7 protein-coding genes are annotated in these 13430 nt (G+C 76.2%); 4 read left to right on the top strand and 3 right to left on the bottom strand.

Features of this window, described 5'->3' with window-relative positions:
* Nucleotides 1–275: 275 nt before the first annotated feature.
* Both ACSNOG_RS18810 and ACSNOG_RS18805 read right to left on the bottom strand, forming a co-directional pair.
* Nucleotides 276–1541 (bottom strand): protein kinase domain-containing protein, encoded by a 1266-nt coding sequence (locus ACSNOG_RS18810; protein WP_436753812.1) that lies wholly within the window; start codon nucleotides 1539–1541, stop codon nucleotides 276–278.
* 121 nt (nucleotides 1542–1662) lie between these two features.
* Nucleotides 1663–3510, bottom strand: a complete 1848-nt coding sequence (locus ACSNOG_RS18805; RefSeq protein WP_436753811.1) for a protein kinase domain-containing protein — start codon at nucleotides 3508–3510, stop codon at nucleotides 1663–1665.
* A gap of 588 nt (nucleotides 3511–4098) precedes the next feature.
* Between ACSNOG_RS18805 and ACSNOG_RS18800 the strand changes: the two genes are divergently transcribed.
* The 4 genes from ACSNOG_RS18800 (at nucleotide 4099) to ACSNOG_RS18785 (ending at nucleotide 11788) form a co-directional block, all read left to right on the top strand.
* Nucleotides 4099–7836 (top strand): FtsK/SpoIIIE domain-containing protein, encoded by a 3738-nt coding sequence (locus tag ACSNOG_RS18800; protein WP_436753810.1) that lies wholly within the window; start codon nucleotides 4099–4101, stop codon nucleotides 7834–7836.
* 181 nt (nucleotides 7837–8017) lie between these two features.
* The gene (locus ACSNOG_RS18795; protein WP_436753809.1) at nucleotides 8018–9391 is read left to right on the top strand and encodes an ABC transporter substrate-binding protein; all 1374 of its coding nucleotides are present in this window, start codon (nucleotides 8018–8020) and stop codon (nucleotides 9389–9391) included.
* Between the two features lie 15 nt (nucleotides 9392–9406).
* Nucleotides 9407–10828: a carbohydrate ABC transporter permease gene (locus ACSNOG_RS18790; RefSeq protein WP_436753808.1), complete on the top strand. Its 1422-nt coding sequence runs from the start codon at nucleotides 9407–9409 to the stop codon at nucleotides 10826–10828.
* A 78-nt stretch (nucleotides 10829–10906) separates the two neighbouring features.
* Nucleotides 10907–11788, top strand: coding sequence for a carbohydrate ABC transporter permease (locus tag ACSNOG_RS18785; RefSeq protein WP_436753807.1), 882 nt, complete (start codon nucleotides 10907–10909; stop codon nucleotides 11786–11788).
* A gap of 103 nt (nucleotides 11789–11891) precedes the next feature.
* Here ACSNOG_RS18785 and ACSNOG_RS18780 read toward each other — a convergent pair.
* Nucleotides 11892–13430: glycosyltransferase family 39 protein (locus ACSNOG_RS18780; RefSeq protein WP_436753806.1), on the bottom strand; the 1539-nt coding region annotated here is incomplete at its 5' end.

The raw sequence follows: 13430 nt of genomic DNA, 5'->3' as shown, positions 1-13430 counted from the left end.
ACCGCGCCGCGGGGGCCGGGCGCCGTTGCGGCGGATCTTGAGGGGCTGAGCGCAGCCCCCTCCGGCGGCGCCTGGCCCGTCCTGCGTGCGGCCCCGCGCGCCCCGCTCCCCCGGCCTGTGCGCCTGGCCGGCGGTCCGGCCCCCTCCCTCCGCCGCCACGGCGGTCAGCCCCCACCGAGGGATCCGGCGGTGCCGGACGAACCTCGGCCCGGGGCGGAGGCCCGAACGGCGTCGCCGGGTCGCGTCGAAGGGGGCGCGGGAGCCTCCGGGTGGGGTCAGCGGTTGGGGGCCGGGTGGTGGATGCCTGGTTTGGAGTCGGAGCCGTCGTGGTCCGCCGTGGCGAACCAGCCGCCGACGCCCGCTGCCGCCGCCAGGGCGACCGCCGCCGCCCCGAGGCGGATGCGGCGGCGGCGCTGTTCCGCCGCGGAGCGGTGCCGGGCCGAGCCGGCCCGGCGCTGGCCGGCCGCGCGGGGCGCGCGGGCGGTCCCGTGGGCGCCGCCGGCGAGCTCGGCGGGCGTGGGCACGCGCATGCTGGTGTGGGTGTCCCGGCTGGAGTCCGCGACGGCGCCGGGCACGAGCGGCACGACCCCGCGCCGCCGCGCGGCGAGGGGCACCCCGGCCGCGCCCTGGGGCGTCTCCGGCCCCTCGGCGGGCTCCGCGGCGCCGTCGTCGGGCTCGTCGATGTCGAGGGGCGGTATGCCGGCGAGCCCGGGCAGCAGCTCCCGTAGGCGCGCCGCGAGCTCGGGGGCCCGCAGCCGGGACGCGGGGCCCTTGGCCAGGCACTGGACGACGAGCTGCCACAGCTCGTCGGGGATGCCGGGCAGCGGCGCGACGGTCTCGGTGACGTGCCGGCGGAGCACGGCGCCGGGGTGCCCGCCCCCGAAGGGCGTGAAGCCGGCGAGCAGCTCGTAGAGGACCGTGGCGAGGGCGTAGACGTCGACGGAGGCGCGCGGCGGCAGCCCCTCGATGATCTCGGGGGCGAGGTAGTCGGGTGTGCCGATGACGCTGCGCGGGCCGGGCCCGCGGCCTTCCCTGGCGGGCCGGGGGGCGTCCACGAGGCGGGCGATGCCGAAGTCGGTGAGCAGCGCGGGGTGCGCGCCGCCGGGCCCGAGGGGGCCCTGCATGTCGAGCAGGACGTTCTCGGGCTTGACGTCGCGGTGGACGATGCCCGCCGCGTGGGCGGCGGCGAGGCCCTCGGCGACGTCGGCCACGATGGCGACCGCGGCCTCGGGCGCGAGCCGCCGCTCGCGGTCGAGCCGGGTGCGCAGGTCCGTGCCCCGGATGAGGTCCATGACGAGCGCGAGGTCGGCACCGTCGACGACGAGGTCGCGGACGCCGACCACGTGCGGGTGGTCGAGTCCGAGGAGCGCGGCGCGCTCCTGGACGAACCGGCCGACGAGCTCCTGGTCGGACGCGAGGTCCTCGCGCAGGAGCTTGATGGCGACCGGGCCCTCGGGCCCTTCGCCGAGCCACACCGTGCCGGCGCTGCCCCGGCCGAGGACCTGGTGGGCGGTGTACCGGCTGCCGATCTTCCGTGCCAAGACTGTTCCCCGACTCCTCGTCTCCGACAGGCGCGCTGGCGACCAAGCTACTGCCAACGCTCACACCCGAGGCGGAAAACACCCCTCGGGTGTCGACAAATCGATCACATCGATCCCATCGTCACTTGTTGGAGGCGAGCCCGGAGATCCAGTCCTTGACGTCGGTGACCCAGTCCCAGGTGGCGTCCCAGAAGCTCTTGCCGTCGGCGACCCAGTCCTTCAACGGGGTGAACTCCCAGACGCACCAGGAACCGATCACCAGGATGAGGATCAGGAACAGGCAGCCCTTGAGGCAGCCGAGCCCGGGGATCCGCATGGGGTTCGCGCTGCGCTGCCGCGGCGGCCGCGGCTCCCGGCGCGGGGCGGGCGGCTGCGGGGCGTACGGCTGCGGCGGCGGCTGGGGCGCCGGGGGCTGCTGGTAGCGCGGCTGGGGCGCGGGCTGCTGCCGCTGCCGCCTGCGGGGCGCGGGCTGCGGCTGATGGGGCTGCGGCTGGGGCTGCTGAGGCGCGTACGACTGCGGCGGCTGCGTGTAGTGCTGCGGGGGCGGCGGCTGGTGCCCCTGGTGCGGCTGGGGGGCGTACTGCCCGCCGTAGCCCTGGCCGCCGCCGTAACCCTGCTGCCCGTAGCCACCCTGCCCGCCCTGCGGCGGCTGCTGCGGCTGCCCGGGCCGCCGCTGGGGGCGGCGCCGCAGCGGGTCCTCGCTCGGGTCGAGGTACTGCACCTGGGTCTGGTCGTTGCGGTCGCGGGCGGCCCGCAGCTGGGTCTGCCAGGGGTGCGCGCCGTCGCCCTCCGGGGGCAGCGGCGGTACGGGCGGCATGGCGCGGGTCGGGTCGGCGCCGCCGGGGCCGGAGCCCGCGGGCATGACGCGGGTGGCGTCGGCGTCGGGGCCGTTGCCGCCGGCGGAGGTGCTCGGCAGGAGGCTGGTGGCGGCGTTCGGGTCGTACGCGTCCGGGGAGCCGGGGGAACCGGCCGTCGCCGGCAGCACCTGCGTCGGGTCGGCGTCGCCGGGGCCCGCGCCGGGGCCGGAGCCCTGACCGGTGCCGGGCACGAGGGCCGGCTCGGGGTCGGGTCCGAGCAGCGCGGCGACGCCGAGGGCGGCCTCGGCCTGCGCCGGGGAGGCGTGCACGCCGACGCCCGCGGCGACGACGCGCAGGGCCCGCGCCAGGTTCTCCGCGCTCGGGCGCTCCTCGGGCCGCTTGCGCAGGCAGCGCTCGATGACCGTCCACAGGGGCTCGGGCACGGTGGTGGGGCGGCGCGGCTCGGAGCTGAGGTGCTGGTGGAGCACTTCGAGCGCGGTCGCGCCCGCGAACGGCGGGCGGCCGGTGACCAGCTCGTAGAGCAGGATGCCGGCGCCGTAGATGTCGACGGCGGAGGTCTGCGGGCGGCCCTCGGCGGACTCGGGCGCCACGTAGGCGGGCGTGCCGACGAACTCGTGGGTGCGGGTGAGGCCCGGGGAGTCCGCGAGGCGTGCGATGCCGAAGTCGGTGAGCATCGGGTGCATCTGCCCGGCGTCGCTCCGCAGGAGCACGTTGGCGGGCTTGAGGTCCCGGTGGACGATGCCGTCGGCGTGGCTCACGGCGAGCGCGTCGGCGATCTGGGCGGTCAGCAGCGCCGCGGCGACCGGCGTGAAGGGCCCGTTGTCGCGCAGGTAGCGGTGCAGGTCCGGGCCGTCGACGAGGTCCATGACGAGGGCGAGCAGATCGCCCTCGACGACGAGGTCGCGGGTGCGGACGATATTGGGGTGGGTGAGCCGCAGGAGCACGGAGCGCTCGCGCAGGAAGCGCATCACGACGTCCGCGTCGTTGGCGAGCTCCTCCTTGAGCACCTTGATCGCGACGGTCTCGCCGGGCTGCCCGGCCACGGCGGCCTCGGCGCCCGCGGCCTCCCGCTGGCGCGCTCGCCAGACGGTGCCGGTCGCTCCGCGACCGAGCACCTCCTCGAGCAGGTACTTGCTGCCTACCGGCCGCACGTCATGCGCTCCCTGATCGTCATCGTCGTCGTGATGCTTTGCGATGGCCTCTGTCGTGCCCGGCCTCGCGCCCACTGTAGTGCCGCCGTACGGACCTCCGGTTTGCCGAATCCGGGGGGCTGAGGGGAAGACGCGGGGAGCGGGCGGTTGGTTGCCACGCGGCGCCCGGGCGGCGCGCACGTGCTGCTCGGGGGCGTGCGGGAGGCCTGGGACGGCGCCTCTTTCGAGCCCTCCGGGGTGTCTCCGGGGTGTCTCCGAGATGAAAGAAAATCTGTACGACACGTTCGAAAATCGACCCCGCACGAACCGATCATGAGGTGACCTCGGAAGGATTCGATCACCTTCCGCTTCCTTCCCACCCTCCGGCGGTCGTTCAAGATCACGAATTGGCCGTCGCCGGGCGCGTCGTCGCCGGCAGGTGCGAGGATGCTCGCAGCACGATGCGGAGGGGCGGGGCCGGTGCTTCCGGTACGTCCCGCGTGACGTGGTGACCTGTACGTGCCGACGCGCCCGTGCACGGTGGGGGTAGGGCCGTGGAAGCCTCCTGCCCCCGCCCGCGCACCGGGGCAGAAGGGACCGTTGACGGCGATGCAGATCAGGCTGACCGTCCTCGGGCCGCTCAGCGGCCACCACACCACCGCGCCCGCCGGGCCCGCCGCGAAGTGCGCCTGCGACGTGCTGGTGACCGCCCCCGCGGGGACCGCGCTGGCCGGGGTGACCAGCGGCCTGGCGGCCGCGGTGGCCGCGGCCGGCTCCGACCTCGGCACCGGGGCCGTCGTGGTCTACGCCGGGGCCGAGCGGCTCGACCCGCAGCGCAGCGCGCTCGGCGAACCGCCCCTGGTCGACGGCGCCGTGCTGTCCCTGTGCGCCCCCGCCGACCCGGAGCAGCACGCGGGCGTGCTGATGTCCGGCGTGCCGGAGGCCGCCGCGCGGCTGCACGTCGTCTCCGGGCCCGACGCGGGCGGCGTGCACCTGCTGCACGGCGGCGAGGTGCACGTGGGGCGCTCCGCCTCGGCCGACATCCCGCTCGACGACCCCGATGTCTCCCGGCTGCACTGCGCCGTCGTCCTCCACGACGACGGCACGATCACGCTGCGCGACCTCGGCTCCACCAACGGCACCGTCCTCGCGGGCGAGCCGGTCGGCGCGGAGCCGGTGCCGTTCCCCGCCGGGGAGCTGCTGCGGGTGGGCGAGTCGGTGCTGAGCCTGCACGCCGCGGACGACGCCTCCCCGCGCGTCCTGCCGGCCGCGCCCGACGGCGAGGGCCACCTCCGGGTCGGCGGCGACCGGCCGGTCGCCGGGCCCGCGACCCCGACGGGCGCGGTCGCCCCGCCGGTCCGCGGCGCCTGGCTGGGCGCGCCGGGCGCGGGCGGGACCGGCGCCCCGGCCCACGAGGACCCGGTGACGCACGGGGGCCGCGGTTTCGCCCTGCGGAACGCGGGCCCGGGCATCCCGTCGGTCCGCGTCCCGGCCCAGCCGGGCCCGGACGGCCCGCCGGCACCGTTCCGCCCGGCCCGGGCGGGCGGAACGGCGGAGGGCGGCGGCCCGGGCCCGTACGGGGCGCGTGGCGCGGCAGGCCGACCGGGCCGGGCGGCTCAGGGCGGCGGCGCGGCTCAGGGCGGCGGCGCGGGCGCATACGGAAGGGAAAGCGGAGTCGGCGGAGCGGGTCGGCCGGGCTGGGCGGGCGAGGACGCAAGAGCCGGTCAGGACGGCGGCGCGACCCCTTACGGCAGCGCGGACGCGTACGGCAGCGCGGACGACCCGTACGCGGCGAGCGGTGGGGCCGGTGCCGCGGGGCAGCCACAGCAGTCCGGCGGGCCCGGTGGCTTCGGCGGGGGTCACCCGAACCCTTCCGGTGAGGCAGACCCCTACACCCCGGCAGGGCACCTGCCTTCCCCGAGCCATGGCCTCGGCGGCGGCCCCGCCGGGACCGACGGCGCCGGCCGGGCCGGGCACGACACCGCCGGCGCACCCGGAACCGGAACCGGACGGCCCGCCGCGGCCGGCCCCGGCTCGTCCGAGCCTCCCGCCGGCGAAGCCGGCAAGCGGTCCCGTGGGCGGGGCATAGGCGCCTGGGCCCGGCGGCTGGCCGGTGGCCGGAGCGGCGGGCGGGGAGCGGACGAGGAGGAGTGGGGCGAGGGCCGCGGCGATTCCGGCGTCGCGGAGCGGGCCCGCGCCGAGGCCGCCGCGCTGCGCGAGCGCTGGCCCGACCCGGCGTCGGTGCTGCTGACGGCCCTCGGCCCGGGCCCCCGCCTGTGGGAGCGCGGCCCGGACCACCCGGACCTGCTGACCGTACGGCTGGGCACGGCCGACCGGCACGCGCCGGAGAGCGGCGCGCTGCTGCCGTCCGTGCCGGTGACGGTCGCTCTGCGCGAGGCGGGCTCGCTGGGGCTCGCCGGGCCGCGCGGGCGGCTGTCCGCGCTGGCCCGCTCCGTGCTGGCCCAGCTGGCGGCGCTGCACGCTCCCGCATCGCTGGAGTTCGTGCTGATCAGCGCGGACCGGGCGCGCCCGGTCGAGGAGCGGCTGGCGGAGTGGTCCTGGCTGGGCTGGCTGCCGCAGCTGCGCCCGGTGCGGGGGCAGGACTGCCGGCTGCTGGTCGCCTACGACCGCGAGCAGGCCGCGGCCCGTACCGCGGAGCTGGTGCGCCGTCTGGACGAGGGCCCGCTGGGCCCGCACTGGCCGGCGGCGGCCCCGGCGGCGGTGGCGGCCGCGGCCGGGCGCCACGCGGGCCCGTACACGGTGGTGATCGTGGACGGCGACCCCGGTTCGGCGGAGCTGCGGGAGACGGTCGGGCGGCTGGCGGTGGGCGGTCCCGCGGCGGGCATCCACCTGCTGTGCCTGGCGGACGCCCCCGCGACGACGCCGGCGTCCCCGGTGCCGTCGACGCTGGCCACGGCCCGTACGGCGTCCCCGGCGTTCCCGTACTGCGGGGCGGTGGCCCTGCTGAGCGGTGACGTCGCCACGGTGGTGCAGGTGATCCACCGGACGCCGGCCGCGGGCGCGGCGGCGGCCGGAGGGGCGGGCGAGGGCGAGGCGCCGTCCGGCCCGGCCGTGATCGCGGCCGTCGACGCCGTGTCGCGCGCGTGGGCCGAGCGGTTCGCGCGGGCGCTGGCGCCGCTGCGGATGGCGGACGGCGCGCTGCACGGCGCGGCCGCCCGCGTGGCGGCGGCGCTGCCGCGGAGCGCGCGCCTACTGGACGAGCTGGGGCTGGCGCGCGCGACGCCGGCCTCGCTGACGGCCCGCTGGGCGGCGGCCACGGACCGCGGCTCGCGTCCCGGCGGCCGCGTCGTGGCCGTGCTCGGCGCGGGCCCGCACGGCCCGCTGTCGGTGGACCTGGCGGCGGACGGCCCGCACCTGCTGGTGGAGGGCTGCGCGGGCAGCGGCAAGACCGAGCTGCTGCGCTCGCTCGCCGCCTCCCTGGCGGCGGCCGACCGGCCCGACCGGCTCTCGCTCGTGCTGGTGGACGGCGCGGGCGCGGAGCGGGGCGAGGGCCTGCGGCCGTGCACGGACCTGCCGCACGTCTCGACGTACCTGGCGGCCGCGGACCCGGTGCGCATGCGGGAGTTCGCCCAGTCGCTCACCTCGGAGCTCAAGCGCCGCGCGGAGCTGCTGGGGCGGCTGGACTTCACCGCGTGGCACACCCAGCACGCCGCCGCGTCGGCCGTGCAGGCCGTCGCGCCGCGCCGCACCGCGGAGGGCGCGGGCGACCTGGACTCGCTGCCGACGGGGACGCTCAAGCTGCGCACGCAGAAGGACGGCCCCTCGCTCACGGCCCAGACGGCCCTGCCGCGCCTGGTGGTGCTGGTGGACGACTTCGACGCCCTGGTCGCCCCGGCCCTGGGCAGCACGGGCCGGCCGGCGGCGGGTTCCGTCGTACGGGCTCTGGAGGCGGTGGCCCGGGACGGTGAGCGGCTCGGCGTCCACCTGGTGGCGTCGTCGGGCCGCCCGGACCGCACGGCCGACACGGCGGCGGTCGAGCGGGCCGGGCTGCGCGCGACGCTGGAGATCGCGCCGCCGTCGGCGGACGGCACGCCGGGCGACGGCAGCGGGGCGGGCGAGCCCGCTCCGGGCCGCGGCCGGCTGATGCGCCCGGACGACGACGCGACGACGCCGTTCCAGGCGGGGCGCGTGACGGGCCGCATCCCGCGCACGGCGACCCTCCGCCCGACGGTCGTGACGGTGGACTGGCAGCGCATGGGCGACCCGCCCACCCGCCGCCCCGTGCGCGAGCTGGGCAACGGCCCGACGGACCTGGCGCTGCTCGCGAGCGCGCTGCAGCGCGCCGCGCAGTCGGCGGGAGCGGAGGCGGCGCCACCGCTGCTCTGAGTGCTTCCGTGCGCCCGTGACGGCCCATCACAGCCCGGTCACGATCACCGAGTTGACGGCGAAGACGGTATTGCGGCGGCCGGTGACCGGGCGTAGACCTGTCGCACGGGAGACGACCGCGGGCCGCCGTGACGTGCGGCGCGGGGGCCGTCGACGGGGAGCTCGTACGGGAGGGGCGGCAATGCGGACTTCGCTTCGTTCGGTGCGCGGGGCACGCAGCGCCCTGGCGCTCCTCGCGGCCGGGGCCCTCGCCCTTTCGGCCGCGGGGTGCAGCGACGACGGCGCCGCGCCGGAGCGCGGCAGACAGACGCCGGACGACGCGATCGGGCAGACCGTGCGGCTCCCCCGGCTGACCGGGCAGAAGCTCAAGGTGACGGCGGTCTGGACGGGCGCCGAGCAGAAGGGCTTCGCGAAGGTCCTGCAGGAGTTCTCCCGGCGCACGGGCGCCGAGGTGGCCTACGTGCCCAGCGGCGACGACATGTCCGCCTTCGTCGGATCGAAGATCGCGGGCGGCGACCCGCCGGACGTGGCCCTGCTGCAACAGCCCGGGGCGCTGCGGGAGTTCGCCCGGAAGGGCTGGCTCAAGCCGCTGGGCGGCGAGGCGACGGCCGAGCTGGACAAGAACTTCACCAAGGGGTGGCAGGAGCTCGGCTCGTACGAGGGCAAGCGCTACGGCGTCTACTTCAAGGTCAGCAACAAGTCCCTGGTCTGGTACAACACGAAGGTCTTCGAGGGGGCCGGGGCGAAGGAGCCGAAGACCTGGCCGGAGTTCCTCTCCACCGCGCAACTGATCGCCGACTACGGCATCCCGCCGGTCTCGGTGGGCGGGGCGGACGGCTGGACGCTCACCGACTGGTTCGAGAACGTCTACCTCTCCCAGGCGGGCCCGCAGAAGTACGACCAGCTGGCGCAGCACCGGATCCCGTGGACGGATCCGTCGGTGAAGGACGCCCTGACGGCGCTCGGGCGGCTCTTCGGCGGGAAGGGCCTGCTGGCGGACGGCAACGCGGGGGCGATCCAGACGCAGTTCCCCACCTCGGTCACCCAGACGTTCACCGGAGGGGAGGAGCCGAAGGCCGCCATGGTCTTCGAGGGCGACTTCGCGGCGGCCAACGTCACCGGGGCCGGGGCGCGGATCGGCAAGGAGGCGAAGGTCTTCCCCTTCCCCGCGGCGGGGGCGAAGGCACCGGTGGTGACCGGCGGCGACGTGGGCGTGGCGCTGAAGGACGGCCCGGCCGCGCAGGCGCTGCTGACCTTCCTCGCCTCGGCCGATGCGGCGCGGGTGTGGGCCGGGCAGGGCGGCTTCCTGTCCGCCAACAGGAACCTCGCCCTCGACGCCTATCCCGACGACGTGCTCCGCTCCATCGCCAGGGCCGTGGTCGCCGCGGGCGACGACTTCCGCTTCGACATGTCCGACCTGGCCCCGGCCTCCTTCGGCGGCAAGCCGGGCCAGGGCGAGTGGAAGCACCTCCAGGATTTCCTGAAGAACCCCGGCGACGTGGAGGGCACCCAGCAGAAGCTGGAGTCCGACGCGGCCAAGGCGTTCAAGAGCTGACGGGAGCCCCGCACCATGTCGACCGCGAACGCGGGCGGCGACGCGGCCTCCGGGCCGCCCCGCCCCTCCGCAGACCCTTCCGCGACCTCCTCCGCGAGCCCTCCCGCGAGCTCCTTCGCGAGCCCCTCCGCGGGGCCCCCGTCGAAGAAGTCCCGGAGCGTGGCGGGCACCCGGCTGTGGGTGGCCGCGCTCTTCCTGCTGCCCGCGCTGGTCCTGCTCGGCGCGCTCGTCGTCTACCCCATCGGCTACTCCGTCTGGCGCAGCCTCTTCGACGCGAGCGGCAACGGCTTCGTGGGCGTGGACAACTACCGCGAGGTCTTCACCGACGACCGGATCCGCACGGCCCTGAAGAACAACGTCATCTGGGTGGTCGTCGCGCCGTCGGTGGCCACCGCCCTGGGCCTGGTCTTCGCGGTGCTCACCGAACGGGTGCGCTGGGGCACGGCGTTCAAGCTCGTCGTCTTCATGCCGATGGCGATCTCGATGCTGGCCTCGGGCATCATCTTCCGGCTGGTGTACGAGCAGAACCCCGACCGTGGCGTCGCGAACGCCGTCTGGGTGGGCGTCCACGACACCTTCTCGCCGCCCGCGCCCTTCCCGGGCGCCCACCCCAGGGACGACGGGCTGCTGACGGAGAGCCGCGGGGCGTTCACGACCAAGGCGGTGGTGAAGGCCGGCAGTGCGACGGCGCTTCCGCTGGTGGGCGCGAAGCCCGCGGACATGAAGGGCGCGAAGGACGCCATCCCGGCGCGGGACGTCGCCGGGAAGGTCACGGGGACGGTGTGGCGCGACTTCACGCGCGGCGGCGGTGGCGCACCGGGCAGGATCGACCAGGGGGAGAAGGCCCTGGAGGGCGTGACGGTGGAGGCGGTCAAGGACGGCCGGACCGTCGCCTCGGTCACCTCGGACGCCGACGGCACCTTCACCCTGCCCGCCGCGGCCGACGGCGCCCTGCTGCGCCTGCCCGCCTCGAACTTCGCCGCGCCGTACAACGGCGTCGACTGGCTGGGGCCCTCGCTCGTCACCCCGGCCATCATCGGGGCGTACATCTGGATGTGGGCGGGCTTCGCCATGGTGCTGATCGCGGCGGGGCTCGCGAGCGTGCCGCGGGAGCTGCTGGAGGCGGCGCGCGTGGACGGGGCGAACGAGTGGCAGGTCTTCCGGAGGGTGACCGTGCCGCTGCTGGCGCCGGTGCTCGCGGTCGTGCTGATCACACTGATGATCAACGTGCTGAAGATCTTCGACCTCGTCTACATCATCGCGCCGGGCGCGAGCCTCGACAAGGCGAACGTGCTGGCCCTGCAGCTGTACCAGTCGTCCTTCGGCACGGACGTCAACCAGGGGGTGGGCAGCGCGATCGCGGTGTTCCTGCTCGTGCTCGTCCTGCCGGTGATGTACGTCAACCTCCGGCGGATCCGAAGGGAGCGGCGGCGATGACGGGGCCGGCCGCGATGACGGGGGCCGCAGCGGGGATCCCGAGGGGGCGGCGCCGATGACCACGAGGGGGCGGCAGGGATGACCACGCTGGACACGGCCGTACGGGCCAAGCAGTCGCTTCCCGCGCGGATCGCCGCGCGGCTGGGCGGCGGGGTGATGCGGGTCTTCCTCGTGGCGGTCGGGCTGCTCTGGCTGACGCCAACGGTGGGGCTTCTCCTGTCCTCGCTGCGGGACAAGAGAGACATCGCGGCGTCGGGCTGGTGGGAGGTCTTCTCCCACCCGGCGCAGCTGACCACCGACAGCTACGGCAAGCTCTTCGGCAACGACACGGTGATGGAGTCCCTCGGCACCACGGCCCTGATCACCGTGCCGGCGACGGCGCTGGTGATCCTCGTCGGCGCCTTCGCCGGCTACGCCTTCGCCTGGCTCGACTTCCCCGGCCGGGACTGGTGGTTCATGGCGGTGGTGGGGCTGCTGGTGGTGCCCGTGCAGGTGGCGCTGATCCCCGTGGCCAAGCTCTTCAACGCCCTCGGCATCTTCGAGAGCACCCCCGGCGTGGTGCTCTTCCACACCGCCTTCGGACTGCCCTTCGCCGTCTTCCTGCTGCGGAACTTCTTCGCGGAGATCCCGCGGGAGCTGCTGGAGGCCGCCCGGCTGGACGGGGCGGGCGAACTGCGGCTCTTCCTGCGGGTGGTGCTGCCGCTGGGCGGGCCGGCCATCGCCTCGCTGGGGATCTTCCAGTTCCTGTGGGTGTGGAACGACATGCTGATCGCGCTGATCTTCGCGGACAGCGGGCATCCGCCGGTCACGGTCGCCCTGCAGCAGCAGGTGCGCCAGTTCGGCGACAACATCGACGTCCTCGCCTCGGGGGCCTTCCTGTCGATGGCCGTGCCGCTCGCGGTCTTCTTCGCCTTCCAGCGGCAGTTCGTGAGCGGGGTGATGGCGGGGGCGGTCAAGTGAAAAGCAGTCACGTGAGGGGCGGTCAAGTGAGGGGCGGTCGGGCAAGCTGCGGTCGGGCAAGCGGCCGTTGAGCAAGCGGCGCCACCGTGGACGGCCGGCCCGCCTAGCGGCGCACATACAGCGTCACCGATCCCCCGCGGACGAACACCGCCGCGTCCGTCTCCTCCCGGCAGAACTCCTCCAAGGCGGCGACCTTCGCCGACTCGGCCCGCTGCGCGCGGAACCACCGGGTGCCGACGGTGTTGGTGTCCCCCACGACCCATACCCGGCTCCCGGACGGCAGCCGGGCCAGCCGGTCGCGCAGCACGGCGGTGGTGACCTCCTGGCCGAAGAGCGTGCCGGAGGCGGCCGGCGAGCGCTTGAGGGTGAGATCGCGCAGGCCCGTGAAGTCACGCGGATAGGCGAGGGCCACGCGGCGCTCGTACAGCGGCAGGAACAGCACCGCCTCCCCCGGCCGCGCCCGCTGCCCGGCCGCCGCGGCGACCGCGGCCAGCTCGTCGCCCCGGCTGGTGGGGCGGCGCTCGCTCTCGTGCAGCGGCAGCTGCACCACGAAGGCGGCGAGGACGGCCGCCGCCCCGGCGGCCGTGACCGTGCGCCGCCACGGCACGAGGCCCAGGAGCCGCTCGGCGCCGGCGGCGGCGAGCAGGGGGACCCCGGGCAGGCAGAACAGCAGATAGCGGTCGAGGAAGAGCGGCTGGTACTGGGCGGCGGCGTAGAGCAGGACGGGCGGGACGACGGCCCAGGGCAGGGCGACCGCGGTGAGGGGAAGGGCTCCGCGGTGCGCTGCGGACGGCGGCTGCCGCCACCCGAGCGCGTCGGCGAGGAGCGCGACCGCCGCCAGGAGGAGCACGGCGCCCAGGACGGGCTGCCCGGGGCCGGCGAACGCCTTCACCAGCGCCTCGGCCTCGGGGAGGCCCGGGGTGCGGATCCAGGAGACCTGGGCGCTCTGCCCACGGGAGATGACCACCAGCGGTATCAGCGGCAGGCAGGCGGCGGCCGCGGCGCACGCCCAGCGGCGCCACGTCCGCCGGGGCGCCCGGGCGAGCAGCAAGGTCACGGCGTGGGCCGCGAGGAGCAGGACCGCGAACTCGTGCAGGAGCGCCGTCCCGGCGACCACCGCGCCGTACCCGGCCCAGCGCCGGTACGCACCGTCCTCGGCGGCGCGGACCAGCCACCACGTGGCCAGCGCTGCGCCCGCGGCGACGAGGGCGTACGAACGGCCCTCCTGCGCATAGTGGCCGACGAACGGGGTGACGGCGTAGAGCAGCCCGGCCCACAGCCCGACGCGGGGCCTGCCCAGCCGGCAGCCCAGGGCACCCACGAGCGCGGCGGTGGCGGCGGACGCGGCGACCGACGGCAGCCGCAGCGCGATCTCGTCGGCGCGCACGGCGAGGACGGCGTGCATCAGGGCGTAGTACAGCCCGTGGACGGCGTCGATCGTGCCGAGCACGTGCCACATCTCCGGCAGGGACCGGCGCGCCACCTGGAAAGTGGCGCTCTCGTCCCGCCACATCGTCCCGCGGTCCAGGTCCCACAGGCCGAGGACGAGCATGACGGCGGCGGGGAGGGAGTCGTCGCTGTCGAGGAACATCAGGTACGGGGCCGTGGCGGCCCGTACGCCGTCGTTGCGGGGGGTGCCGCA

It is taken from the genome of Streptomyces sp. URMC 124 (genome assembly GCF_051386455.1).
In the GTDB taxonomy this organism is placed as follows: domain Bacteria; phylum Actinomycetota; class Actinomycetes; order Streptomycetales; family Streptomycetaceae; genus Streptomyces.
This window is presented reverse-complemented; position numbering and strand designations above follow the sequence as displayed.